Origin of the sequence: Nocardia blacklockiae, assembly GCF_015477355.1 — a bacterium.
Lineage (GTDB): Bacteria > Actinomycetota > Actinomycetes > Mycobacteriales > Mycobacteriaceae > Nocardia > Nocardia blacklockiae.
Window position 1 is genome coordinate 221,911 of sequence record NZ_JADLRJ010000001.1, and the last position, 22,821, is coordinate 244,731.

Below are 22,821 nucleotides of genomic sequence, written 5' to 3' on the forward strand. Positions count from 1 at the left end.
CATGGGACGTGTGGACGAACTGTGGCGCTACGACGGCCGGCGGGTCGTCGTGACCGGCTGCGCCTCCGGGATCGGCGCGTGCGTGGCGAAGCAGGTGCGCGAACTCGGCGGCGCGGTCGTCGGGCTCGACATCGCCACGCCCGCAGCCGAACTCGACGAGTTCCACCGTGTCGACATGGCGGACGCCGCGTCGATCGACCGGGCCGTGGTGGCCGTCGGCGGACCGGTCGACGCGCTGTTCAACGTCGCCGGGGTCTCTTCGGGCATCGGCGACCCGCTGCGCGTCGTCACGATCAACTTCCTGGGCCTGCGCCGGTTCACCGACGCGCTCACCCCGGGCATGGCCCCGGGATCGTCCGTCGCCAGCGTGTCCTCGCTCGCCGCGGCCGGCTATCTCGACCACCGCGACCAGGTGTTCGGCCTGCTCGACACCGCCGACATGGCGGACGGAATCGCTTGGTGCGAGGCGCATCCCGACGCCCTCGCCGACGGCGGCTACCGGCTGTCGAAGGAAGCCGTCATCTACTACACGATGCGGCAGGCGGTGCCCCTGGGGGCGCGCGGCATCCGCGTCAACTGCACGGGACCGGGCGTCACCGAGACCCCGATCCTGGACCAGCTGCGCTCGGCGTACGGGCCGCAGTATCTCGACACCATCCCCAAACCGCTCGGCCGGGTCAGTGTGCCCGACGAGCAGGCGGCCGTCCTGGTGTTCCTCAACAGCCGGGCCGCGAGCTATGTGACCGGACAGGTGCTGTGGGTGGACGGCGGCAACGTGGCCGCGCGCAGCACAGAGAGAGAGTCGTCATGGCCAGCCTGACCGAATTCCGGCGCGTCGCCGAGCAAGTGAGCAACTGGGGCCGGTGGGGCGCCGCCGACGAACTCGGCACGCTCAACTTCATCACCCCCGACAAGATCGCCGCGGCGGCCGGGCTGGTGCGGCACGGGCGGGTGTTCCCGCTCGGCGTCGACTTCGACTCCTCGGGACCGCAGGGCGCGTTCAAGTTCCGGCAGAACCCGGTGCACGTGATGACCGTCGACGGCGGCGACGCCCGGACGATGGCCGAGTACGGTCCCAAGTGGGCCGGCAACGGTTTCGGCCAGGAGTTCGGCGGCTTCTTCGCGGGCGCGGACAACCCGTTCCGGTTCAACGACGACATGATCGTCATGCCGCTACAGGCCGCCACCCAGTGGGACGCGCTGTCGCACGTCTACTACGACGACAAGCTGTACAACGGCTTTCCCGCCGACTCGGTGACCAGCGCGGGCGCCTTCCACTGCGGCATCGACAAGGTCGACGGCAAGGGCATCACCACCCGCGGCGTGCTGCTGGACCTGGTCCGTCACCGGGGCGCGGACGTCTTCCTCGAACCCGGGAACCCGATCACCCCCGACGAACTCGACGAGGTCGCACGGGCGCAGGGCGTCGAGATCGGGCGGGGCGACATCGTGCTGATCCGCACCGGCTGGTGGTCCCGTTTCCAGGAGACCGGCGACGGCGCGGAGCCGTACTCGGGCCTGGACTGGATGTGCGCCACGTGGCTGCACGAACGCGAGGTCGCGGCGGTGGCGGCGGACAACCTGATGGTCGAGGACGTGGTGTCCGGCGTCGAGGGCACCTTCCTGCCGATGCACATGCTCTGCCTGCGCGACATCGGCCTCATGCTCGGCGAGTACTGGGACCTGACCGCGCTGGCCGCCGACTGCGCCGCCGACGGCGTCTACGAATTCCAGTTGATCGCACCGCCGTTGCGGGTGGTCGGGGCCGTCGGCTCGCCGCTCAACCCGATCGCCATCAAGTAAGCCAACCAGGAGGTTCCGGCTGTGACTGCAAGTACGACCGACGCGACCACCGCCGTCGGCACCGACGAGGGACGGCCGTTCGTCGTCGGCGTCGGCGGCACGTTGCGCGCGGACTCGTCGACCGAGCGCGCGCTGCGGCACTGCCTGGCGGCGGTCGAGCGCCGGGGCGGGCGCACCGCGCTGTTCTGCGGCGCGGCCCTCGACCTGCCCATGTACAACCCCTACGACGCGAGCCGCACCGCCGCCGCGAGCGCACTCGTCGACGCGCTGCGCCGCGCCGACGCCGTCGTGATCGCCTCGCCCGGCTACCACGGCGGCATCTCCGGCATGGTGAAGAACGCCCTGGACTACATCGAGGACCTGCGCGGCGAACCCACCGTCTACCTCGACAACAAGCCGTGGGGCTGCATCACCTGCGCCTACGGCTGGCAGGCCGCCGTCGGCACCCTCGGCCAGCTCCGCGCGGTCGGCCACGCCCTGCGCGCCTGGCCCACCCCGCTCGGCGTGGCCATCAATTCGGCCGAACCGATCTGGGGCCCCGACGGCACCCTCACCGACGACACCGTCGGCGGCCAGCTCGAGGTATTGGCCACCCAGGTGCTGACCTTCGCCCCGACCGGCGGAGCCCGGGCGTGAGCGTGCCGGGCGTGGGCGCGGTGTCGGTGCGGACGTCCGTGGAGGCTGCCGTCGCCGCGCTGCGGAACGGGCGGATGGTGCTCGTGGTGAGTGCCGCCGACGGGGGATATCGCGGGGATCTGGTGGTGGCCGCCGAGCATGCGACGGCCGAGGCGGTGAATGCCCTGATGACGCTCGGGCGTGGGCTGGTGCATGTGGCCATGCCCGCGGCGGCGCTGGATCGGCTGGAGATTCCGCCTGCTGATCCCAGTGCCACCGGGCCGAGCCGGGAGCGGTTCCGGATGTCGGTGGGCCTCGCGGGTGCGGGCACGGGGGTGCGAGCCTCCGAGCGCGCGAAAGTTGTTCGCGCGCTGACTGATCCGGCCAGTGCGCCGACGGACTTCACCCGCCCGGGTCACGTCTTCCCGCTCGGCTGCGGGGCCGGGGGAGTGCTCTCGGTACCGGAACCGCCGGAGGCCGCGGCGGAACTCGCCGAACTCGCCGGGACCGCGCCCGCCGCCGCGCTGTGCGAGGTGTGCGCCGCGGACGGCGAACTGGCGGGCCTGCCCGAACTGCTCGAACTCGGCCGCCGCCACCGGCTCCCCGTCGTCACGATCGACGATCTCGTCACGTATCGCCGACGCGAGCTGGCGCGGGTGCGCCGCTGCGGCACGGCGCGAATCCCGTTGGCGGCTGGAGAGTTCCGCGCCTACGGTTTCATCGACGGGCTCGGCCGCGAGCACATCGCCTTCGTCTACGGCCACCCGGTCTCCACCGTCACGCCACTCGTCCGCGTCCACGGCGAATGCCTGTCCGGCGACGCCCTCGGTTCCCTCCTGTGCGATTGCCGCACCGGCCTGGACCGGGCCTTGGATCGCATCGCCCGCGCGGGCCACGGCGTACTGGTCTACCTCCGCTCCCGGGGCGGCTTCACGCACGGCATCGCACAAGCCGCAAGCTATGAAACGCTCTCTCCCGCAGCACATCCCCTCGAGGAGTGGGACCTCCGCACCGCCTTCGACATCCTGGACGACCTCGGCCTCCACGAGATCCGGCTCCTGACCGACTCCGCTCGCGACACCAACGAACAAGCTCGGACCCCGAGGCAGGACAGCACACCCGTGCCCATCCCACGCTCGGGTACCGAACCCGGGCGAAGCTGGGACGCGATCGCTGATCCCGTGCGCATCCTCGACCTGATTGCGCTGTGGGACAACGAGTTCCGAGCACCAGCCGCGACGTCTCCGACGAGCGTCAGCGGCGGGATAGGGAGGGCCTCGTGAACGCACAGCGCCGAACACTGGTGGTCGACGGCTCGACGACCAGCTACCTGGAGGCCGGGTCGGGCGAGCCGGTCGTGCTGCTGCACGGCGGCGAATTCGGTGTGGGAGCCGAAATCGGCTGGGAGCACACCATCGACGCCCTGGCCGAGCACTACCGGGTGCTCGCGCCGGACATGCTCGGTTTCGGCGAGTCGGCCAAGGTCGTCGACTTCACCGACGGCCGCGGCCTGCGCATCCGGCACATCGCGCGGTTCCTCGAACTCCTGGGAATCCGCTCCGCGCATTTCGTCGGCAACTCCATGGGCGCGATCAACCTGCTGGTCGACGTGACCTCGGGCGCGCCCCGCCTGCCCGTGCGCAGCCTGGTCGCGCTCTGCGGCGGCGGCGAGATCCGGAACAACGAGCACATGCGCGCCCTCTACGACTACGACGCCACCTTCGAGGGCATGCGCCGCATCGTCACGGCCCTGTTCCACGCGGCGTCGTACCCGGCGGACGAGGCCTACGTGCGCCGACGCTACGAGGCGAGCATCGCGCCGGGCGCCTGGGAAGCGTTGGCCGCCGCGCGTTTTCGACGTCCCGGCGCGGAGCCGCCGTCCAACCCCTCGAGCAAGCGGGCGTACGAACGCATCGGCGTACCGGCCCTGATCGTCGAGGGCGCCTGCGACAAACTGCTCCCCGCCGGCTGGGCCGCGGAGATCGCGGGCCGGATCACCGACGGCCGCCACGCGGTCGTCCCGCAGGCCGGGCACTGCCCGCAGATCGAGCAGCCGCGGATCGTCAACGACCTGCTGCTCACCTTCCTGGAAAGGAACACACCATGACCGACGTACTGGCCGGCAAGGTCGCCGTGGTCACCGGCGGCGCCTCGGGAATCGGCGCGGCGACGGTCGCGCGGTTCGTCGCCGAGGGCGCCCGGGTGGTCGTGGGCGACCTCGATCCCGAGCGCGGCGCGGCGTCGGTGGCCGACCACGGCGGCGCGGCGATCTTCCAGCAGACCGACGTCGCCGAGCCCGAACAGGTCGAACGGCTGGTCGAACTCGCGGTGCGCGCCTTCGGCGGCCTGCACGTGATGTGCAACAACGCGGGAGTGCCGGGCACCATGCACCCGAGCCTGCTGGTCGACGACCTCGCCGACTTCCACCGGGTGCTCGGCGTCAACCTGCTCGGGGTCATGGCGGGCACGAAATTCGCGGCGCGGCACATGGTCGAGCACGGCGGCGGGTCCATCGTCAACCTGTCCTCGATCGGCGGCGTCCAGGCCGGCGGGGGAGTACAGACCTACCGCGCCTCCAAGGCCGCGGTCATCCACTTCACCAAGTCGGCGGCGATCGAGTTGGCGCAGTACGGGATTCGCGTCAACTGCATCGCTCCCGGCAACGTGCCGACCCCGTTCCTCGCGGCCTCGGCCACCACCATGTCGGCCGAACGCATCGAGCGATTCACCCGGTCGGTGCGCGCGTCGATGAAGGAGGACCGCCCGCTGCCGCGCGAGGGCACACCGGAGGACGTCGCGGAGGCGGTGCTGTATTTCGGCAGCGACCGATCGGCGTACGTCACCGGGACGGTGCTGCCCGTGGACGGCGGCACGGTGGCGGGCAAGCCGCTCAAGCCGCGCAAGAAGCCCGCTGAGCAGTCCGTCACCGCCCGCGCGTGACCATGCCCGCGCTAATTCAACTGCTTGACTTAAGTTCTCGCGCGGCGTTCACTGGAAGTATCGATCTCCAAAATAGAGAACATGATTCACAGGCCGGTGCTCCGAAGGAACCGAGGATGGCCACAGTCGACAGATCCGCCCGCGCCGTGCAGGCGCACACCACCCGGGAGGCGATACTCGCCGCCGCGGAGCGGCTGTTCGCCGAGCGCGGGATCGCCGCCGTGTCGAACCGGCAGGTGAGCGAGGCGGCGGGACAGGGGAACAACGCCGCGGTCGGCTACCACTTCGGCACCAAGGCCGACCTGGTCCGCGCCATCGTACGCAAGCACCACGCGCACACCGAGCAGTTGTGCCGGGAGCTGGTGGCGCGGGCGGGGGAGTCCCGCGACCTGCGGGTCTGGGTGGGCTGCCTGGTCCGGCCGGTCACCGAACACCTTGCGGCGCTGGGCAACCCGACCTGGTACGCGCGTTTCAGCGCGCAGCTGCAACCGGACCCGGTCTTCCGCGACCTGATGTCGGACGAGTCGCTGGCGTCCCGGTCGCTGGTGCGCGTCGTCGACGGGTTGCAGCGCAGCCTGCCGGACCTGTCGCCGCGGCTGCGCCGGGAGCGAAACGCCATGGCGCGCTTGCTGATCGTGCACACCTGCGCCGAGCGCGAGCGCGCACTGGCCGACGACACCCTGCTGCGCCCCTCGAGCTGGGAGGACACCGCGACCGGCCTGGTCGACGCGATCACCGGGCTCTACCTCGCACCGGTCACGCGATGACCGCCGTCCCGCGGCGCGCCGACGCCGCGCAGAAAGGAAAGCGCGCTATGACGAGACCTTTTCGGGCACCGCGCGGCCGGCGCACCGATGTCCTCATCGTCGGCGCCTCGGCGTCCGGCCTGGCGACCGCGGAAGCGTTGCGCCGCCACGGTTTCCGCGGCGCGATCACGATGCTCGGCGCGGAACCGCACCTGCCCTACGATCGTCCGCCGCTGTCCAAGCAAATTCTCTCCGGCACATGGCGTCCCGAACGCACCCTGCTGCGGGCCCCGCGCATGCTGGCCGAGCTGGATGTGGACCTGATACTCGGGCACCGCGCACTCGCGCTCGACGTGGCCGGGCGCACGGTGGTCTCGACGGCCGGTTCGATCACGGCCACCGAAGCGGTCGTGATCGCCACCGGCGCGACGCCGCGCACACTGCCCACCGCGCCCGGGCTCCGCGGTGTCCACGTGCTGCGCACCCTCGACGACGCGCTGGCCTTGCGCGACGAGCTGACGCCCGGTGGTCGCGGAAAGCAGGCGCTCGAAGACGCCCCGCCGCGACCTCGGGTGGTCGTCGTCGGGGAGGGCGTCCTGGGTGCCGAGATCGCCGCGACCACACGGCAATTGGGCCTGGACGTCACGATCGCGGGCCCGCTGTCCGCGCCGATGGTCACCCAGCTCGGCGAGTTCGCCGCGGCCCGCCTGGCCGAGCTGCACACCGGCCACGGCGTCCGGCTGCGACTGGGTACAGGCGTCACCGGATTCACCGATCGCGACGGCGCAGTCACCGGGGTGACGTTGCAGACCGACGAGACGCTGCCCGCCGATCTGGTAGTCGTCGCTATAGGTGCCGTGCCCGCCACCGATTGGCTCGCGGGCAGCGGGCTGACCCTTGCCAATGGCGTCGTGTGCGACGACAGCTGCCGGGCCGCGCCGGGCGTCTACGCCGTCGGCGACGTCGCCCGCTGGCACGATCAGGTCGCGAAAGCTGCTGTGCGGCTGGAGAACCGGACGCACGCCTCGGAACAGGCGGGCGTCGTCGCGGCCAATATCGTCGGCGCGGACCGCGTCTACCGCCCCATCCCGTATTTCTGGACGGACCAGTTCGACACCAAGATCCAGGTGCACGGCACCATCACCCCCGACGCGCACGCCACGGTCGTCGAGGGTGACCCGGCGACCGGCCGCTTCGTCGCCCGCTACGAGCGCGGCGGCGCGATCACCGCCGTGCTCGGCTGGAACATGCCCAAACAGGTTCGCCTGCACCGAGAGCATCTCGTCGATGCGCAGCGCGTGCGCGGCGAGTCGCTCACCCCAGCGCACCCGTAGGAAGAAGGTCTCGATGAAGGTGACTGTCGAACAGGACAAATGCATCGCCGCCGGGCACTGCGTCATGCACGCGGCGGCCGTGTTCGACCAGCGCGACGACGACGGCGTCGTCGAACTGCTCGACGAGCACCCGCCCGCCGAACTTGCCGCCGACGTCCGCGAGGCGGCCGCGGTCTGCCCCGCCATGGCCATCCACGTCGAGGAATAACAGGAGCCACCGTGTCCGAGACACTGACCGACACCACCGCCGCGACGGCGGGAATCCCCGACTATCCGATGCTCCGGTCCGCCGGCTGCCCGTTCGCGCCGCCGGCGGAGGCGCTGCGCCTGGGCCGGGAGAAGCCGCTCAATCGCGTGCGGATCTGGGACGGCAGCACACCGTGGCTGGTCACCGGGTACGCCGAGTTCAAGACGCTGATGTCCGATCCGCGGGTCAGCGTGGACGATCACCGCGACGGCTTCCCGCACTGGAACGAGGGCATGGCCGCGATCAAGCACAGCCGGCCCAAATCGCTGTTCACCACCGACGGCGCGGAGCACAGCCGGTACCGGCGAATGCTCACCAAGCCGTTCACCTTCAAGCGGGTCGAGGCGCTGCGCCCGGTGATCCAGCAGATCACCGACGAGCACATCCAGAAGATCCTGGACGGCCCGCAACCCGCGGATCTGGTTGCGGCACTGGCCCTTCCGGTGCCGACCCTGATGATCAGCGAAATGCTCGGCGTGCCCTACGACGACCACGAGTTCTTCCAGCTGCACGCCACCATGAACGTGGACCGGTTCGCGACCAAAGAGCAAGCGGCGGAAGGACGTTCGCAGCTGGCGCGGTATCTGGTCGAGCTGGTGAAGAAGAAGCTCGACGAACCGGCCGAGGACGTGGTCACCGATATCGCCGAGCGGGTCCGCGCCGGGGAGATCGACATGCGCGAGGCCGCGCAGCTGGGCACCGGGCTGCTCATCGCCGGGCACGAGACCAGCGCCAACATGATCTCCCTGGGCGCGCTCGCGCTGATGGAGAACCCGGAACAGTTCGCCCTGCTGCGCGACACCGACGACCCGAAGGTGGTGGCGGGCGCGGTCGAGGAACTGCTGCGCTACCTGAGCATCATCCAGAACGGCCAGCGCCGGGTCGCGATCGACGACATCGAGATCGCGGGGGAGACCATCCGCGCCGGCGACGGCCTCATCTTCGACCTCGCCCCCGCCAACTGGGACGAGAAGCAGTGGGAGCGGCCCGACGAACTGGACCTCCGCCGCCCCGCGAACCTGCACGTCGCCTTCGGCTTCGGCCCGCACCAGTGCGTCGGCCAGCAACTCGCCCGCGCCGAACTCCAGATCGTCTTCCACACCCTGGTCCGCCGCATTCCCACACTGCGCCTTGCCATTCCGTTCGACAAGGTCGAGTTCAAACACGACCGTCTCGCCTACGGCATCTACGAACTCCCCGTCACCTGGTAGCGGTCGGAGGCCGAAGCCGTTCGGGCCTTCTCTCGTGCTTTGTCGAGAATAACACTCTCAGATATGGAGATCTCTGTGACCACCAGCGCGGCCAGCGACGTCTACTACGACCCGTACGACGTGCGCCTCAACGCCGATCCCTATCCGATGTTCAAGCGGATTCGCGACGAACTGCCCGTCTACTACAACGAGCAGCACGACTTCTACGCGCTGAGCCGCTGGCAGGACGTCAACGCGGCGCTGCTGGACCACAAGACCTACAGCTCCGCGCGCGGCGCGATCCTCGAGCTGATCAAGGCCGATTTCCCGATGCCGCCCGGCGTGCTGATCTTCGAGGATCCGCCGATCCACGACATCCACCGGAAGTTGTTGTCGCGCATGTTCACTCCGCGCAAGATCCGCGAGCTCGAGGGCAAGATCCGCGAGTTCTGCGCGCGCAGCCTGGATCCGCACGTGGGGTCGGGGCGGCTGGACTTCATCGCCGACATCGGCGCGCAGATGCCGATGCGGACCATCGGCATGCTGCTGGGCATCCCGGAGCAGGATCAGGAGGCCATCCGGGATTTCGCCAACGCCCAGATGCGCACCGAGGAGGGCAAGCCGATGAAGGCCGCCGAGGAGGGGCTCATCGGCGGCGAACTGTTCGGCGCGTACATCGACTGGCGGGTCGAGCATCCCTCCGACGACATCATGACCGAACTGCTGAACGTCGAATTCGAGGACGAGACCGGCACGGTGCGGCGGCTGACCCGCGAGGAACTGCTCACCTACGTCAACGTGGTGTCCGGCGCGGGCAACGAGACCACGACGCGGCTGATCGGCTGGGCGGGTAAGGTGCTCGCCGAGCATCCCGACCAGCGGGCGCAACTGGTGGAGAATCCGCGCCTGATCCCCAACGCGGTCGAGGAACTGCTCCGATTCGAGCCGCCCGCACCGCATGTCGCCCGCTACGTGACCCGCGGCGTCGAGGTGCACGGCCGCACGGTGCCCGAGGGCAGCGTCATGATGCTGCTCATCGGCGCCGCCAACCGCGACGAGCGGCAGTTCCCGCCCGACGGCGACGTCTTCGACATCCACCGCGACACCCGCCAGCACCTGACCTTCAGCGTCGGCACGCACTACTGCCTGGGCTCCGCGCTGGCCAGGCTGGAGGGCCGGATCGCACTGGAGGAGATCCTGGCCCGCTTCCCGCGCTGGGAGGTGGACCTGGACAACGCCCGCCTGTCGCCCACCTCCACCGTCCGCGGCTGGGAAACGTTGCCCGCCACCACATTCTGAGTCATGCGCCCGCCGTGAGGATGCGCGCCAGATGGTGGGCCTCGGCGGCTAGTCCGGGCGGGTTGGTGGCGATGGGCATGGCGTCGGCGGCCAGGTTGCCGAGGACGTGCCAAGTGGGGTCCGGGCGGCCGCGTGCCAGGAGGGCGCGGGTGTGGCGGTCGGCGGAAACGCCGCCGGTGGGTTCGAGTTCGGCGACGCCGGTCGTCAGTAGTGCGGTCATCAGTGGTTCGGTGTCGGTGGGTGTGGTGTAGGCGGGCGGGTTGACGGCGTTGACGATGACGTCGGCGGTCCGGTCGGTCTCGTCGGTGACGGTGAAGCCGCCGCCGGCGCGTGCCTCGATCTTGGTGACGCCCGGCCGCAGGCGCAGCTGACCCGAATCCAGCAGGCGCAGCAGTATTCGCGCATTGTGCGGGACCATCGGCGAGCTGAGGCTGTTGAGGGTGCGGAAATGCCGCTCCCGCAACATGGTTCGATCGGATTCCGGCAGCAGGGGCCAGGCGGTCGGCCCGGCCACGCGAATGGCCATGGTGAGCAGCCGCAAGCCGTGCTGCGCGGAGCCGACCTCCGCGAGTTGGCGGCGCAGCCGGTCGACGGGTGGTTCGGAGGCCAGGATCTCGGCGGCGAAAACGTCGAAATCCTGTCCGAGATCGGCGAGTTCGGCGCGCAGCAGGTCCGCGAGCCGGCCGAAGGACACGCTGCCGTCGGTGGCCGCGGCGCGGATCGCCTCGGCCGTGAGGTGGTGCGGCTCGAGCCGCACCGGGCGCTTCTGGACGAAAGGCAATGTGCCCGTGCGGGACAGGAAACTGATCGGGCCGGTGTGCCCGTTCGCCACCAACGTCACGGCGATGTCCACGGCGGTCAGGCCGCTGCCGATCACTCCGACGTGTGCCTGCGGCGCGATGCCGCCGACCGTCCGGGCCAGGGGATAGGGCTCGTCGACATAGCCGGGTGCGCCGGTGAGGCCGTAATGGTCGCGCGGGCGGCCGTTCCCGACCGCCAGCACCGCGCGATCCACCCGTACCCGGTCGCCGTCCTCGGTGTGCAGCACTGCCGCACCGTCCCGGGAGAATCCGGTGACGCGGGCGTCGACCACATCGACTCGCCAACCGGCCCTGCGCAATTCGTCGATGGCCGCGTGCGCCGTGTCCTCGAGATAGTCGCCGTAGCGAGCCCGCGGCACCAGAATTTGCCCCAGCGCCTCGTCGAGGTACCCGGCGAGGTCGGTCCGCGCCGCCAGCCAGCGCTGATAGTGCGCCGGGTCCCCGGCGCGGATCGACATGATCATCGGCGGCGCGTTCACCCGCACCGCCTCGGCGTCCGCCTGATACGCCCGCCCCCGCCACCGGGCGGGCGAGCCGTCGAAAACCGTGACGGCGCCGGGCTTCCCGCCCGCCGCCGCGAGTGCGTCGAGCAGGCCTACCCCGGCCGCTCCGGCCCCCACGATCCCGATACGCATGGCACCTCTCCTTTCGAGCACCGTCCGGTGCGTCGACCAGCGTCCTCGGCGGCGGCGCCCGGCCCCATCCCCCGAACGAGGGGAATTCCGCCGCGGCGGCACGGGTTCCCCCTCACATGAGGGATGGCCGGCACGCGACGCGTCCAGCAGGATCGGCGTCATGACCACAAGCCGTGCGGTCACCGCGCTGCTCGACGAGATCGCGGGCGCGACCGATCCGCAGACGCTGTTCGCGAACGCCTCCGCGCGCCTGCGGCGCCTCTCGTCGTTCGACGCCGCGGTATGGGTGGCCACCGACCCGATCAACGGACTGACCACCGCCCCGGTGCGGGTGGAGAACCTGCACGAGGGCGGCTGCGGAACCTATTGGGAGGCTGAGCTTTTCGCCGAGCACGTCAATCGGTTCCGGGATCTGGCGCGGGCGCCGGTCCCGGTCGCGGGCCTGCGCGCGGTGACCGGGGGCGACCCGGCGCGCAGCCCGCTCTACCGGACCTTCATGCGGCCCAGGGGTTTCGCGGACGAACTGCGCGCGGTGTTCCGCGTCGACGGCCAGCCCTGGGGGCAGCTCAGCCTGTTCCGCGAGCGCGGACGTGCCGACTTCGACGCGACCGATGTCGCGCTCGTCTCGGCCTTGTCCGCGCCGCTCGCCCAGCGGCTGCGGTCCTTCGTGCAACCGTCGAGCGCGCCGACCCCGGCCGACACGACCGGCGCGCCGGGCATGCTGCTCTTCGACGCCGCGGGAAACCTGTTGTCGCTCAACGACGAAGCCCGGCACCTGCTGGCGCAGATGCCGCCCGGCCCGTCGACCACCACACCGTTCGGCATCGAACTGCCGCTGCCGGTGTGGATTCTCAGCACGGCCGGCCGCGCCCGCCTCACCGGCGGCAGCGCCCGCATCCGGATTCGGGCCGCGACCGGTCGCTGGCTGGTCTGCCACGCGTCCTGCCTGCGCGCCGCCGACGGCGCCGGCAGCACCACCGCGCTGGTCATCGAACCCGCCAAACCCTCCGAGGTCGCCGCCCTCGTCACCGCCGCGTACGAACTGACCCGCCGTGAACTCGAGGTCGTCGACCTCATCGCCCGCGGCCTGCCGACCGCCGACATCGCCGCCCGCCTGCACCTGTCCCCGCACACCGTCCGCGACCACGTGAAGGCCATCTTCGACAAGGTCGGCGTCGGCAGCCGGGGCGAATTGGTCGCGCGGCTGTTCACCGAATTCCAGGAGCCGTTCGCGGCCCGCAACACCGTCCGGGTCGAGCGGAATTAGGCCCGTCGGTGATAGTCAGTCGCCGACTCGGCGGAGTGGTTGCAGGACGCGCTCGACCAACGCGGTATCGCAATGTTCGATCACCTCGGTGAGACGGCCGTCCGCTATGCGGAAGACGAAGCAATAGGTCTGCTCGTACGGCTCGCCCGCGGTGGTGCGGGCGTGGGCGCGGACCTGGGCGACGACGCGGTCGTCTGCGGCGATCACGAATTCGGCCTCGCTGCGGTACGCGCTGAACTGGGTCATCAACGGCCGCAGAAGGTGGTTCAGCACCACGGATTTCGGTTCCCAGACACCCGACCATGACCAATCGCCGGGGAAGATCCAGCGGAAGTCGTCGGCCATGGCCTCGCTCATCGCCCGGGTATTGCCCTGCGCCATCTGCTCGAAGATGTCCTCGACCAGTTTCTTGTTCGCTGCTGCGCTCATGGGTACGACGCTAGGAAGCCGATAGGTATGCGACAAGCGAGAGTGTCGCATACCTGATATGAGTATTCGGCATGGGTGAGTTCACGGTCGTCGGCTTGCGAGTGGTCCGGGAGGCGGCTCGGTGCGGGTCGTTCTCCACCGCCGCGGAGAATCTGGGCTACACGCAGTCGGCGGTGTCCCGGCAGATCGCGCTCATGGAGCAGGCGGCCGGCCGGGCGCTGTTCGAGCGGCACGCCCGCGGCGTGCGAGCCACCGCGGCGGGGCGAATCGTGTTGCGCCACGCCGACACCGTGCTCGGCGGGCTCGGTGCCGCGCGGCAGGAACTCGACGAGCTGAGCGCGCATCCGCCCGCCACGCTGCGGGTCGGCGCGTTCTCGACCGCCATGGCCGCGCTGGTGCCGAGGGCGATCGCCGCCACCGCGCCCCGCCTCGCGCGCGTACCGCTGCGTGAGGGCACCAGCCCGCGCCTGGCGACCGCCGTCGCGCGCGGGCGACTGGACCTGGCGGTGGTGACCGGGATGCGAAATCCGCTCCCGGACACCGAGATCCATCCGCTTCTGGATGATCCGCTGCTCGTCGCGGTTCCGCCGGACCACCACCTCGCGGGCCGGACCAGCGTCACGCCCGTGCAACTGCGCGGCGAGCGCTGGATCGCGGGCAGTACCGAGGTGAACACCACCCTGCTCGGCGCCTGGCGCGACGCCGCCGCGGAACCCGAGATCGCCCTCGTCGCGCGCGACTGGGTCGCCAAACTCGGACTCGTGGTGGCGGGCATGGGCAGCACCGTGGTCCCCGGCATCGCGGTCCCGGTGCTGCCGCCGGGCCTGGCCCTGATCCGCATCGACCACCCCGACGCGGTCCGCCCGACCTCGGTCCTCCACCGCGGCGGCGATCCGGCCGCCCCGCGAGAACTTTTCCTCGAGGCCCTGCGTGATACCGCCGCTGACCTGGCCGCCGAAGTCCGGCAACGCCTGCGTTAGCCGAATGTCGAACATATGTTCGATGATGAGGTAAGCTCACGCCCGTGAAGACACATTCGACTGCACTGGCACCGGATGCTCCGGCGCGGAGATGGCCCGAACTGGCCGATGTCGACCTGCTGCGCACCCTCGTCGAAACCGAACGCCACCGCCGCCGGTTGGGCGCGGCGATGGCGGCGGCCGTCGCCGAGGCCGAGCGCCGCGGCCTAGCCGCCGACACCGGCTACCGGGACACCGCGGAGCTGTTGAGCGATCTACTGCGGATCAGTGATGCCGAGGCGCGCCGGCGAATCGAGTACGCCGCGCCGCGCCCCCGTTCGCGGGCCAGGAAGGTGTGGCGGGCCGGAATCACGCTGTCGCCTGTGCGGCATAGCGTTCGCTGAACACGATCCGTTCCCGGCTCCTGCGGCCGGGATGGCGCGGCGCGGTGGCGGCGTGGCCGATCGTCACGATGACGGCGATGGCGAGGTGGTCGCGGTCCTCGATGCCGATCGCGCGTTTGACCAGATCGGGATCCCAGCCGTTCATCGGGGCCGAGGCCAGGCCGAGCGAGGCGGCCGCGAGCATGGTGTAGGTCGCGGCGATCATGGCGTTCTTCACCGCGTTCTCGCGGAGCAGGCCGCGCTCGCGCAGGTCGTGGTACTCGGCGCGGCTGTCGAACAGCGCCGTGAACTCGGCGTTCCAGGCGCCGTTGCGCTCGGCTGCCGCGGCGATGTCGGTGTTGGGCGCCTCCCACGCCGTCGCGTCGGCCACGAAAACCAGTGCCACGGGGGCTTCGCGGGGGTGCGGCTGGCCGAAGGCGGCCTGCGACAGTCGTTCCCGGCCGGCCTCGCTGGTCACCACGACGATCGAGCGGTCCTGCATGTTCCAGGCGCTGGGCGCCTGCACCGCCAGTTCCAGCACCTCCTCCAGGAGTGCGGGGTCGACGGGATCGGGCCGATAGTGGCGCACGGTGCGGCGGGTGCGAATGGCCTCGGGAACCGAAAGTGCTTGTCTCTCCATATATCTAACTATTGGAGAGTGACGCCCTTTTCGGAAGAAGGCACCTTTTGGTGCGCTACACTCGTTCGTGTGCGTACGTATGTCGAGTCGTCCGGTCTGCCCGCCGACGTCTACTCCGCGCGCTGTCCCACCCGCCAGGTGCTAGATCGCATCGCGGGCAAGTGGACGGTGCTCATCGTCGACGCCCTCGCCGAGGGCACCCTGCGCTACACCGACCTCCAGCGCCGCATCGAGGGCATCTCCCAGAAGATGCTCACCCAGACCCTCCGCGACCTCGAGACCGACGGCTTCCTCACCCGCACCGTCCACCCCACCGTCCCCCCGAAGGTCGAATACACCCTGACCCCCTTGGGCCACAGCCTCCGCACCCCCATCGCGGCCCTCCGCGAATGGATCGAAACCAACATCAACACCATCGAATCCGCCCGAGCCCGAGCAGCGCGGGCTTGAGGCGGACGAACGGGCAGCCGAGGCTGACCACTGAAACGCATGGCGCTCAGGAGAAGTCGGCGGCGGTGATGCCGCCGGGCTGATCGGGCGGCCACTCCACCAACTCGATCCGGTAGCCGTCCGGGTCGGTGAGCCACGACGTCTTCGGGCCCTGCGGGCCGGCCGGGTATTGGATGGGGCCCGGTGCGAGGCCGGCGGAGGTCAACCGCTCGAGGGTGGTGGCGAGTGTGTCCACCTCGATCGCGAGGTGGTCGAAACCGTTGCCGATGTCGACACGGCCGTCGGCGGGGCGGTGGACCAACTCCAGTGAGGCCGCCGGCTCGCCGGGGAATTGCAGGAGGACGAGCCGGTTTTCGCCGCCGAGGTCGACCTTGCCCAATTCGACGTAGCCCAGAGCGGTGTAGAACGCGAGCGAGCGGTCCAGGTCGGTGACGCGGTACGAGACGAACAGTGTCTTCACGCGGTCTCCTCGGTTCGCCGCACGCGGTAGCGCAGGTGCGTGACATCTCGGTCCTCGAGCCGTCGGACGAGGTCGAGTTCGATGCGGTCGCCGCCGAGATGGTCGAACAGTCGCCGGCCCTCCCCGAGGAGGACGGGGACCAGGTGGATCTCCATCTCGTCGAGCTGTCCGGCGCGCAGCAGCGCTTGGGCCGCGCCCGCCCCGTGCACCATGACCGGACGACCACCGGCCGCCGCGCGAGCCAGCCGGGCGCACTCCTCGACATCGGTGACGAACCGCGCGTGACCGAACGGCACGCCCTCGTGGCGGGTGAGGACGAAGATCGGCACCCCGTCGTGATGATCACCGCCCCACCGCCCGGCGAGTTCGTAGGTCCGCCGCCCCGAGATCAACGCGCCGGTCCCCAGCGCCTCGCGATACACCTGCCCGCTCGGCCCCTCGGATTCCCGATCGTCGAGCCAATTGAACAGCCGCCCCCCGCCCCGCCCGAGTTCCTGCCCCGCCCGATCATCCGGCCCGGCGATATACCCGTCGAGCGACATCGACATATACAACCGAATCGGACTGCTCGTCCCGCCCGCCATCTGCCCTCCATGAGGTAGGAACGCTCCCCTCACCTGTCAGAGCAGGAGCCGTCGAAGAACAGACTCCGTCCGGCAGGCAAACTCATCGGGGGCGGGCGAATTCCGGCCGAGGCAGACTGGAGCGCATGGTGATGGATCCGATCGAGCTGGAAAGTGAGCGCGGGCAACTGTTGTCGCGGGTGAACGAGTTGCGTCGTGCGGTGGCCGAACTGTCCGAGCGGTACGGGGCTCTGCCCGAGTCGGGTCTGATCATCGATACCGTCGGTGCCGCGGCGTTGATCACCCCGGGATATTGCGTCGCCGGGGCGCGAGAAGTGTTGGGGGAAGCGCTGATCGAGCTGGATGCGGCGGGTGACGCGCTGGAGAGGGCGGGGCAGTACACCGCGCGGATCCGCGGCGTCGTGTTCGACTGACGGCAGCGCTGCCCGACCCGCTGGCGATCCCTCGGCGGTAACTGTGTGCGACACTGACGCCGTGCAGCCGAAGCGCAGGGTTCACTTCGTGGGCAGTTTGCCCGCACAGTTGGACAGTCCGGAGAAGGCGATGGCGTTCGCCGTCGAGACGGCCGGTGAGTATCTGGACGGGGTAGTTCCCGGTGGGGAAGCGGATCCCTATCGGGCCCAGTGGTACATCAGGCCCATCATCGACCGGCTCGACGAGATTCCGGCGCTGGCGCCGGTGCGTCGGGGGGATTGGTCGACGTTGCGCTCCCGCAACACTTTTCGGCTGCGGCCGGGCCACTCGCTGGGCGAAGGCGATGTCGACGCCGCGCTCGGTTACGCGGAGGAGACCCGGCGTGCGCTCGCGGCGTTCGCCGAGCTGCGCCGGACCGATCCCGGACTGCGGTTGCAGGTAGGGATTCCGACGCCCTTCGTCATCGGTTTCATCGCCTTCGAGGCGCGGATGCTCACGTGGCGTCGAGGCAGTGTCGGCCGCGGTGACCGCGGCTTCCCCTACTACCGCCCGATTCTCGACGCCACCGTCAGGGAAATCGTCCGAATCCACGAGATGTTGGGGGACAACGTCGTCTTCCAACTCGAACTGGCCGCGGAGACGCTGCTCTGCGCGCGGCTGCCCCGGGGCCTGCGAGAAGGCCCGGCCACCCTCGCGGGCCGGGCGATCGCACGCCTGGTCGCGCGCTCGCCCCACGGTGCCCGTTTCGGAGTGCACCTCTGCTACGGGAGCCTCGACGACAAACCGGTCGTGTCGCCGCGATCGACGGCGTCGGTCGTCGCACTGGCCAACGCGGTAGCGCGATACTGGCCGGCGGGACGGCATCTCGATTTCGTCCACATGCCCATCGGCGACGGCAAACAGGCACCGGTGCGGCCGCGCTACTACGCGCCCCTGGCACACCTCGAATTGCCCGCTGCCACACGGCTCGTCGCCGGACTCGCGCACGCGACCCAGCCGCTCGCGCAAGCACGGCAGGGACTGGCGGCGGCGGAGTCGGCCTACGGCGGCCCGCTGGACGTCGCCGCGCCCTGCGGTCTGGGCCGCTACAAGACCGTCGAACGGGCACGGTCCGCGGTAGCACACGCGGTCGCTCTGGCCGAGACCGATTTGTGACACTTGCGGCGGCCCACCACCTTTGGGGCGCAACGGATCTCCGGAGGGGTATCCGCCCGAGGTGGCGATAGGCTACGGTTACCCCGTGGTCGAAGGAGATGAAGGGCCCACGTCGGCAGCCGACCGTACGCCGCAACCGTTCGACCCTGGTCAGCTGAACTCCGCCCGGGTGTACGACTACCTGTTGAGCGGAAAGGACAATTACGAGGTCGACCGCGGCATGGCGCACGAAATGCTGTCGCGCGCACCGGAAATCAAGACGCTGGCCTGGTTCGCCCGGGGTTTTCTGCGCAAGGCGGTGGAGATGGCCGCCGACGCCGGTATCCGGCAATTCATCGATCTCGGCTCGGGAATGCCGAACGACCCCAACGTGCACGAGGTGGCCCACGAAATCGAGCCGTCGTCGCGGGTGGTGTACGTCGACTACGACCCGCTCGTCGTCGCCCATTGCGAGGCGCTGCTGGCCGATCCACCGGATGTCGCGGTGATGCAGGGAGACATTCGCCGTCCCCACGAGATCCTCGATCAGCTGAGCGACCAAGCCCTGATCGATCTCGACAAACCGGTGGCCATCACGCTCATCGGCGTGCTCCATTACGTGATGGACCACGAGGACCCCGCCGGGATCATCGCCGCCTTACGCGATCGAATGGCGCCCGGCAGTTACCTGGCGATGACCCACGGCTCCAGTGAGTCCTCCCCGGAGATACTTCAGGTGCTCACCAACACCGCCGCTACTTCCGCGCAGGTCGCCTTCCGGTCCACCGAGCAGACGGAATCCTTCCTCGCCGGCTTCGAACTGCTGGAGCCCGGTGTGGTGCCGGTGCAGCAGTGGCTCCGCCCGGGATTGCCGGAGACTCGGATGGTCATGGTCGGTGCCATCGGCCGCAAACCCTGAGTATCCGCGTGAACAGGAGTAGTCTCGTACCCGTCAATTCGTTGGCCGCCTGCACATTCGAGCGTGCATCAGGTGCTGCCCCAGTCGATCAGAGGATGAGAATATGAAGACCCTCAAAATTGTCGCTGGTGTCGTGTCGACGATCGCAACGGTCGCCGCGGTCACAACCGGCGCTTCGGTTGTCAATGCCCCTGCCGCTTCCGGCGCCCCCGCCCAGTTCCTCATCACCAAAGAGGTTCCCACCCTGGAGGATCTCGACGAACAGGTCGCGTTCCTGATCGAGACACCCGCCTCCGACGAGGCAAAGGCCGCCAATATGGAAGGCGGCATGCGCGCGGTCGTGGTCGCGCGCACCCTCTACAACATCGGCCTGTACCGGGCGCCGCGCGGGTCGAACGACATCACCGGCCCCGAAACCCACGACGGCAACGTGCACACCGCGATGCTGCGCAGCAAGACGGCTGGACAGCCGGATCTGGTTGCGCGCGTGGTCTGGAAGCGCATCGACGGCGTCTGGAAGCTGTCCAACAGTTCCGTGTGCGAGGGCGTCAAGGCCGTGGGCCTGGCGATGGCCTGCGATTTCTGACCGGCTGCCGGCGCTGTGATCGACATCCGTGACCTCACGCTGAGCTACCCCGGCGTGACCGTCCTCGAGGTCCCCGAACTGACCGTGGCCGACGGGGCGCTCACGTACCTGATCGGTCTCAACGGCACCGGCAAAACCACGCTGCTGCGATGTATCTGCGGCGTCATCGCGCCCGCGCGGGGCACCGTCACGGTCGACGGCACCCTCGTCCGGGCCCACCACACCACACCGGCAACTCTCGGAATGCATTTGAACTACCGGGCTTTCGACCCACGGCACACGGCGCGCCGGCACCTGCGCTGGATCGCTCGTGCCCGTGGGCTGCCCGCCGGCCGGGTCGGCGACGTGCTCGAGATCGTCGATCTCGGCCGGGTCGCCGACCGCAGGCTGGGGCACTATTCGCTGGGCATGCTCCAGCGTGTCGGCATCGCCGCCGCGTTGCTCTCCGAGCCTCGGACCCTGCTGCTCGACGAACCTCTCAACGGCCTCGACATCGCGGGCATCCGCTGGATACGCGGACTGCTGCGCCGGCTCGCCGACGCCGGGACCTGCGTCCTGGTCGCCACGCACCTGCTCGACGAGGTCGAACGCAACGCTGACCACATCGTGGTCATCGGAAACCACCGCGTCCTGGCCGACCAGCCGTACACCCAGCTCATGGACACCTTGGAGCCCGGCGAGACCAGCCTCGAGGACGCCTATCTGCGCATCGCCGGGCTGCCTGCCGACGCCACCTCGGGAGTGGCCCCGTGAACGGCTCCGGTCCGGTTACCCTGATCCGTCGCGGCATCGCCGCCGAGTGGACCCGCACCACCGGGCGCAGTTTCCTGTGGACCGCCGCGGTCCCGGTCACCTTCGCGCTTCCGCTGGTCGTCACGTTCGGAATAGCCGCTGTCGCAGAACGACTCGCCGATCTCCCCGGGCAGAGTTACGTCGCCACGGTCTCCACTACCAATTCCGTGTACTGGGTGATCACGCTGTCCGTGTCGGTCATGATGGTCACCGCCGCCTACGCCCACGCCAGTCAATGGCGCGGCCAGACAAGCGATCTCAACGCGTTCCTGTTTCCCCGGCCCTGGACGGTCGCGCTGGCCCGGTGGATCTACTACGGCATCATCACGGCGATTTCGACAGTTGTCCTGCTCGTGGTCGTCATGGTCACGCTGCCGCACCAGTTCCCGCAAATCTATGGGGCCGTGGACATTACGGACTCGGCGGGTATTCGGTTCCTCTGGACCGTCCCTTGCTACGCGTTCGCCGCCTGCGGTGTGGGCGTCGCGGTCGGGTCGCTGATTCGCACGCCGTCCGCCGCTGTCGCCGTTCTCCTGTTCTGGGTCTACGTGGCCGAGAACTCCATGAATCTGCTGCCCCACGGGTACACCCTGCAGGCGTACGCCCCGTTCCTCAACGCCGTCGCCGCGACCGGCCAGGAAGTCGCCTTCGTCCCTCGCTTCGGGCGCAACGGATCTCTGGTCTACTTCGTCGTCATCGCGATCGCTCTGTTCGTCGTGACAGCCGTCCTGCCGATCCTCACTCGCCGGATGTCCGGGCGTCGCAGGGCGAGGCTCATCGAAACAGCCTGAGCACCGGAGAGTCCCGGATTCATCCGGCGATCGGGTGCACCTCGAGCGGTAGCTTGCCGATTCCGGGGATCGGGCCCATGGCGCGTCCGAGTTTCCGGGTAGCGACCGGCTGGAACTCCCATTTCGACAGCAGGCTGTGCAGCGTCGTCTGAAATGCCATCCAGGCGTAGTTGTTTCCGATGCACATCTGACTGCCCATGCTGAACGGGACGAAGCTCCGGCACTTCGACCGGGCCGCCGAGGCCGGCCACCGATCGGGGTCGAATGCGTCCGGTTCGGCGAAGATCTGCGGGTTCCGGTGCACAGCCGCGATGCTGTAGCCGATATCGGTCCCGGCGGGGAAGGTGAAACCGCCGAGCTCGACCGCGGTGACGGTGCGTCTGGTTTGTAGCAGTGGCGAATGGATCCGCGTGACCTCGTTCAGGAACCGGTTCAGGTAGTCGAGTTCGTCGAGACCTCGAGGGCCGAGTTCGGTGGTCGCGGAGATCTCTTTCTGCAGTCTCGCAGCCACTTCCGGGCGGTGTGCCAGCTCGTACAGCGCCCAGGTCAGCGTGGCGGTCGAGGCGTCGATTCCGCCGAAGAGAACCGTCACGGCCTGCTCTGCCAGGAACTTGTCGCTACGGTCCGCATCTTCCGACGAGTACAGCAGGATGTCGAGAAGGTCGTTCCGGCGTTCACCGCTGGTCCGGCGCGCCACCAGCAGCCGCTGGCAGTACTCCCGCAATTGCGTTCCGGCGGAGAGGAATTTGCGGTTCACCGGCAAGGGCAGGTTCGCCAGCTTCTTGGGCAGCACACTGCCCACAATGGCGCCCCCGCCGATGTCCTGGATCAAACCCGAGATGAATCGCAGCTCCTCGGGGTCGGGTTCGTGCGAGAACAAGGACCCCAGCAGGTTGGTGATCACCATGTCCAGCAGTGCGGCACGAGCCTCGACGACCTGACCCGGCCGCCACGAACTCGCCAACGCGTCCGCATTGCGTTTTATGGTGTGCGCGTAGCTTTCCAGCTCGGTGCGATGGAACGCCGGCTGCAGCAGCCGACGCAGATCCCGGTGCTGCTGACCGTCCGAGACGATCAGCGACTCCTCGAATATGAGCCGGATGCGGTCGAAGAGCAGCCCGCGCTCGAAGGAATCTGAGCTATCGACCAGCACCTTGTGGAGCAGCTCGAAATCGGTGATGACATAGACGACGCGACTGCCGATCTCGACGCGCGCGATCTTCCCGACGTCGGCCAGTTCCACCATGAACCGGACCGGATCACGCCACATCCGCCAGCCGTGCCCGATGACGGGTAGACGGCCGGGACCGCACGGGACGTCGCGAATATCCACTGTCTCTTGCCCTTCCGTTGTCGATCCACACGTGACCTCGGGCTGCATGC

The 22,821-nt window shown here is 69.3% G+C and carries 27 protein-coding genes; 21 read left to right on the forward strand and 6 right to left on the reverse strand.

From position 1 onward, the window contains the following. Position 1 precedes the first annotated feature (1 nt). The 11 genes from IU476_RS00960 (at position 2) to IU476_RS01010 (ending at position 10,174) form a co-directional block, all read left to right on the forward strand. Positions 2-820, forward strand: a complete 819-nt coding sequence (locus tag IU476_RS00960; protein ID WP_195095580.1) for a coniferyl-alcohol dehydrogenase — start codon at positions 2-4, stop codon at positions 818-820. Continuing rightward, positions 808-1,803: a cyclase family protein gene (locus IU476_RS00965; RefSeq protein ID WP_195095582.1), complete on the forward strand. Its 996-nt coding sequence runs from the start codon at positions 808-810 to the stop codon at positions 1,801-1,803. Before IU476_RS00960 ends, IU476_RS00965 begins: the two co-directional genes overlap by 13 nt. 21 nt (positions 1,804-1,824) lie before the next feature. Further along, a complete protein-coding gene (locus IU476_RS00970; protein WP_195095585.1) occupies positions 1,825-2,439 on the forward strand; it encodes an NADPH-dependent FMN reductase in 615 nt (204 codons plus the stop codon). Next, on the forward strand, positions 2,436-3,701 hold the full coding sequence (locus IU476_RS00975; protein WP_195095587.1) for a 3,4-dihydroxy-2-butanone-4-phosphate synthase: 1,266 nt from the start codon (positions 2,436-2,438) through the stop codon (positions 3,699-3,701). The genes IU476_RS00970 and IU476_RS00975 overlap by 4 nt, the downstream gene beginning before the upstream one ends. Then, on the forward strand, positions 3,698-4,525 hold the full coding sequence (locus tag IU476_RS00980) for an alpha/beta fold hydrolase (protein ID WP_195095589.1): 828 nt from the start codon (positions 3,698-3,700) through the stop codon (positions 4,523-4,525). Before IU476_RS00975 ends, IU476_RS00980 begins: the two co-directional genes overlap by 4 nt. Beyond that, the gene (locus IU476_RS00985) at positions 4,522-5,358 is read left to right on the forward strand and encodes an SDR family NAD(P)-dependent oxidoreductase (RefSeq protein ID WP_195095591.1); all 837 of its coding nucleotides are present in this window, start codon (positions 4,522-4,524) and stop codon (positions 5,356-5,358) included. The genes IU476_RS00980 and IU476_RS00985 overlap by 4 nt, the downstream gene beginning before the upstream one ends. Before the next feature lie 116 nt (positions 5,359-5,474). Further along, a complete protein-coding gene (locus IU476_RS00990) occupies positions 5,475-6,125 on the forward strand; it encodes a TetR/AcrR family transcriptional regulator (protein ID WP_195095592.1) in 651 nt (216 codons plus the stop codon). Positions 6,126-6,172: 47 nt separating this feature from the next. After that, the gene (locus IU476_RS00995; protein WP_195095593.1) at positions 6,173-7,438 is read left to right on the forward strand and encodes an NAD(P)/FAD-dependent oxidoreductase; all 1,266 of its coding nucleotides are present in this window, start codon (positions 6,173-6,175) and stop codon (positions 7,436-7,438) included. A 13-nt stretch (positions 7,439-7,451) separates the two neighbouring features. Beyond that, complete coding sequence (locus IU476_RS01000) at positions 7,452-7,646, forward strand: ferredoxin (protein ID WP_195095594.1); 195 nt, start codon at positions 7,452-7,454, stop codon at positions 7,644-7,646. 11 nt (positions 7,647-7,657) lie between these two features. Continuing rightward, complete coding sequence (locus IU476_RS01005) at positions 7,658-8,896, forward strand: cytochrome P450 (RefSeq protein ID WP_195095595.1); 1,239 nt, start codon at positions 7,658-7,660, stop codon at positions 8,894-8,896. Positions 8,897-8,971: 75 nt separating this feature from the next. Further along, positions 8,972-10,174 carry a cytochrome P450 gene (locus IU476_RS01010; RefSeq protein ID WP_195097308.1) on the forward strand — a complete coding sequence of 401 codons (1,203 nt, stop codon included), beginning with the start codon at positions 8,972-8,974 and terminating at the stop codon, positions 10,172-10,174. Between the two features lies 1 nt (position 10,175). Here the strand turns inward: IU476_RS01010 and IU476_RS01015 are convergent, their stop codons facing one another. Further along, positions 10,176-11,630: an FAD/NAD(P)-binding protein gene (locus IU476_RS01015; protein WP_195095596.1), complete on the reverse strand. Its 1,455-nt coding sequence runs from the start codon at positions 11,628-11,630 to the stop codon at positions 10,176-10,178. A 160-nt stretch (positions 11,631-11,790) separates the two neighbouring features. Between IU476_RS01015 and IU476_RS01020 the strand changes: the two genes are divergently transcribed. Then, complete coding sequence (locus IU476_RS01020; protein ID WP_195095597.1) at positions 11,791-12,897, forward strand: LuxR C-terminal-related transcriptional regulator; 1,107 nt, start codon at positions 11,791-11,793, stop codon at positions 12,895-12,897. Between the two features lie 15 nt (positions 12,898-12,912). On the opposite strand, the gene IU476_RS01025 is transcribed toward IU476_RS01020, so the two are convergent. Next, entirely contained in the window at positions 12,913-13,326 is a 414-nt protein-coding gene (locus IU476_RS01025; protein WP_195095598.1) for a nuclear transport factor 2 family protein, read from the reverse strand. A 71-nt stretch (positions 13,327-13,397) separates the two neighbouring features. Between IU476_RS01025 and IU476_RS01030 the strand changes: the two genes are divergently transcribed. Further along, positions 13,398-14,306 carry a LysR family transcriptional regulator gene (locus IU476_RS01030; protein WP_195095600.1) on the forward strand — a complete coding sequence of 303 codons (909 nt, stop codon included), beginning with the start codon at positions 13,398-13,400 and terminating at the stop codon, positions 14,304-14,306. Positions 14,307-14,350: 44 nt separating this feature from the next. After that, positions 14,351-14,689, forward strand: a complete 339-nt coding sequence (locus IU476_RS01035; protein ID WP_195095602.1) for a DUF222 domain-containing protein — start codon at positions 14,351-14,353, stop codon at positions 14,687-14,689. On the opposite strand, the gene IU476_RS01040 is transcribed toward IU476_RS01035, so the two are convergent. Next, positions 14,655-15,308 carry a nitroreductase family protein gene (locus tag IU476_RS01040; protein WP_195095604.1) on the reverse strand — a complete coding sequence of 218 codons (654 nt, stop codon included), beginning with the start codon at positions 15,306-15,308 and terminating at the stop codon, positions 14,655-14,657. The two genes, IU476_RS01035 and IU476_RS01040, sit on opposite strands and share 35 nt — an antisense overlap. Positions 15,309-15,377: 69 nt before the next feature. Between IU476_RS01040 and IU476_RS01045 the strand changes: the two genes are divergently transcribed. Then, a complete protein-coding gene (locus tag IU476_RS01045) occupies positions 15,378-15,758 on the forward strand; it encodes a winged helix-turn-helix transcriptional regulator (protein WP_195095606.1) in 381 nt (126 codons plus the stop codon). A gap of 46 nt (positions 15,759-15,804) precedes the next feature. Here the strand turns inward: IU476_RS01045 and IU476_RS01050 are convergent, their stop codons facing one another. Together IU476_RS01050 and IU476_RS01055 are read right to left on the reverse strand one after the other, a co-directional pair. Beyond that, positions 15,805-16,218, reverse strand: coding sequence for a VOC family protein (locus tag IU476_RS01050; protein WP_195095608.1), 414 nt, complete (start codon positions 16,216-16,218; stop codon positions 15,805-15,807). After that, on the reverse strand, positions 16,215-16,802 hold the full coding sequence (locus tag IU476_RS01055) for a dihydrofolate reductase family protein (protein WP_195095610.1): 588 nt from the start codon (positions 16,800-16,802) through the stop codon (positions 16,215-16,217). The genes IU476_RS01050 and IU476_RS01055 overlap by 4 nt, the downstream gene beginning before the upstream one ends. Before the next feature lie 125 nt (positions 16,803-16,927). Here IU476_RS01055 and IU476_RS01060 point away from each other — a divergent pair, with 125 nt between their 5' ends. The 6 genes from IU476_RS01060 (at position 16,928) to IU476_RS01085 (ending at position 21,438) form a co-directional block, all read left to right on the forward strand. Beyond that, positions 16,928-17,215 (forward strand): hypothetical protein, encoded by a 288-nt coding sequence (locus IU476_RS01060; protein ID WP_195095612.1) that lies wholly within the window; start codon positions 16,928-16,930, stop codon positions 17,213-17,215. An 88-nt stretch (positions 17,216-17,303) separates the two neighbouring features. Next, positions 17,304-18,371 (forward strand): hypothetical protein, encoded by a 1,068-nt coding sequence (locus tag IU476_RS01065; RefSeq protein ID WP_195095614.1) that lies wholly within the window; start codon positions 17,304-17,306, stop codon positions 18,369-18,371. 85 nt (positions 18,372-18,456) lie between these two features. Beyond that, positions 18,457-19,269 carry an SAM-dependent methyltransferase gene (locus tag IU476_RS01070; protein WP_195095615.1) on the forward strand — a complete coding sequence of 271 codons (813 nt, stop codon included), beginning with the start codon at positions 18,457-18,459 and terminating at the stop codon, positions 19,267-19,269. Positions 19,270-19,372: 103 nt separating this feature from the next. After that, on the forward strand, positions 19,373-19,855 hold the full coding sequence (locus IU476_RS01075) for an MTB12 C-terminal domain-containing protein (RefSeq protein WP_195095616.1): 483 nt from the start codon (positions 19,373-19,375) through the stop codon (positions 19,853-19,855). A 15-nt stretch (positions 19,856-19,870) separates the two neighbouring features. After that, entirely contained in the window at positions 19,871-20,608 is a 738-nt protein-coding gene (locus IU476_RS01080; RefSeq protein WP_195095621.1) for an ABC transporter ATP-binding protein, read from the forward strand. Next, positions 20,605-21,438, forward strand: coding sequence for an ABC transporter permease (locus tag IU476_RS01085; RefSeq protein ID WP_195095625.1), 834 nt, complete (start codon positions 20,605-20,607; stop codon positions 21,436-21,438). Before IU476_RS01080 ends, IU476_RS01085 begins: the two co-directional genes overlap by 4 nt. 19 nt (positions 21,439-21,457) lie before the next feature. On the opposite strand, the gene IU476_RS01090 is transcribed toward IU476_RS01085, so the two are convergent. Continuing rightward, positions 21,458-22,771, reverse strand: a complete 1,314-nt coding sequence (locus IU476_RS01090; RefSeq protein ID WP_195095630.1) for a cytochrome P450 — start codon at positions 22,769-22,771, stop codon at positions 21,458-21,460. Positions 22,772-22,821: the final 50 nt, after the last annotated feature.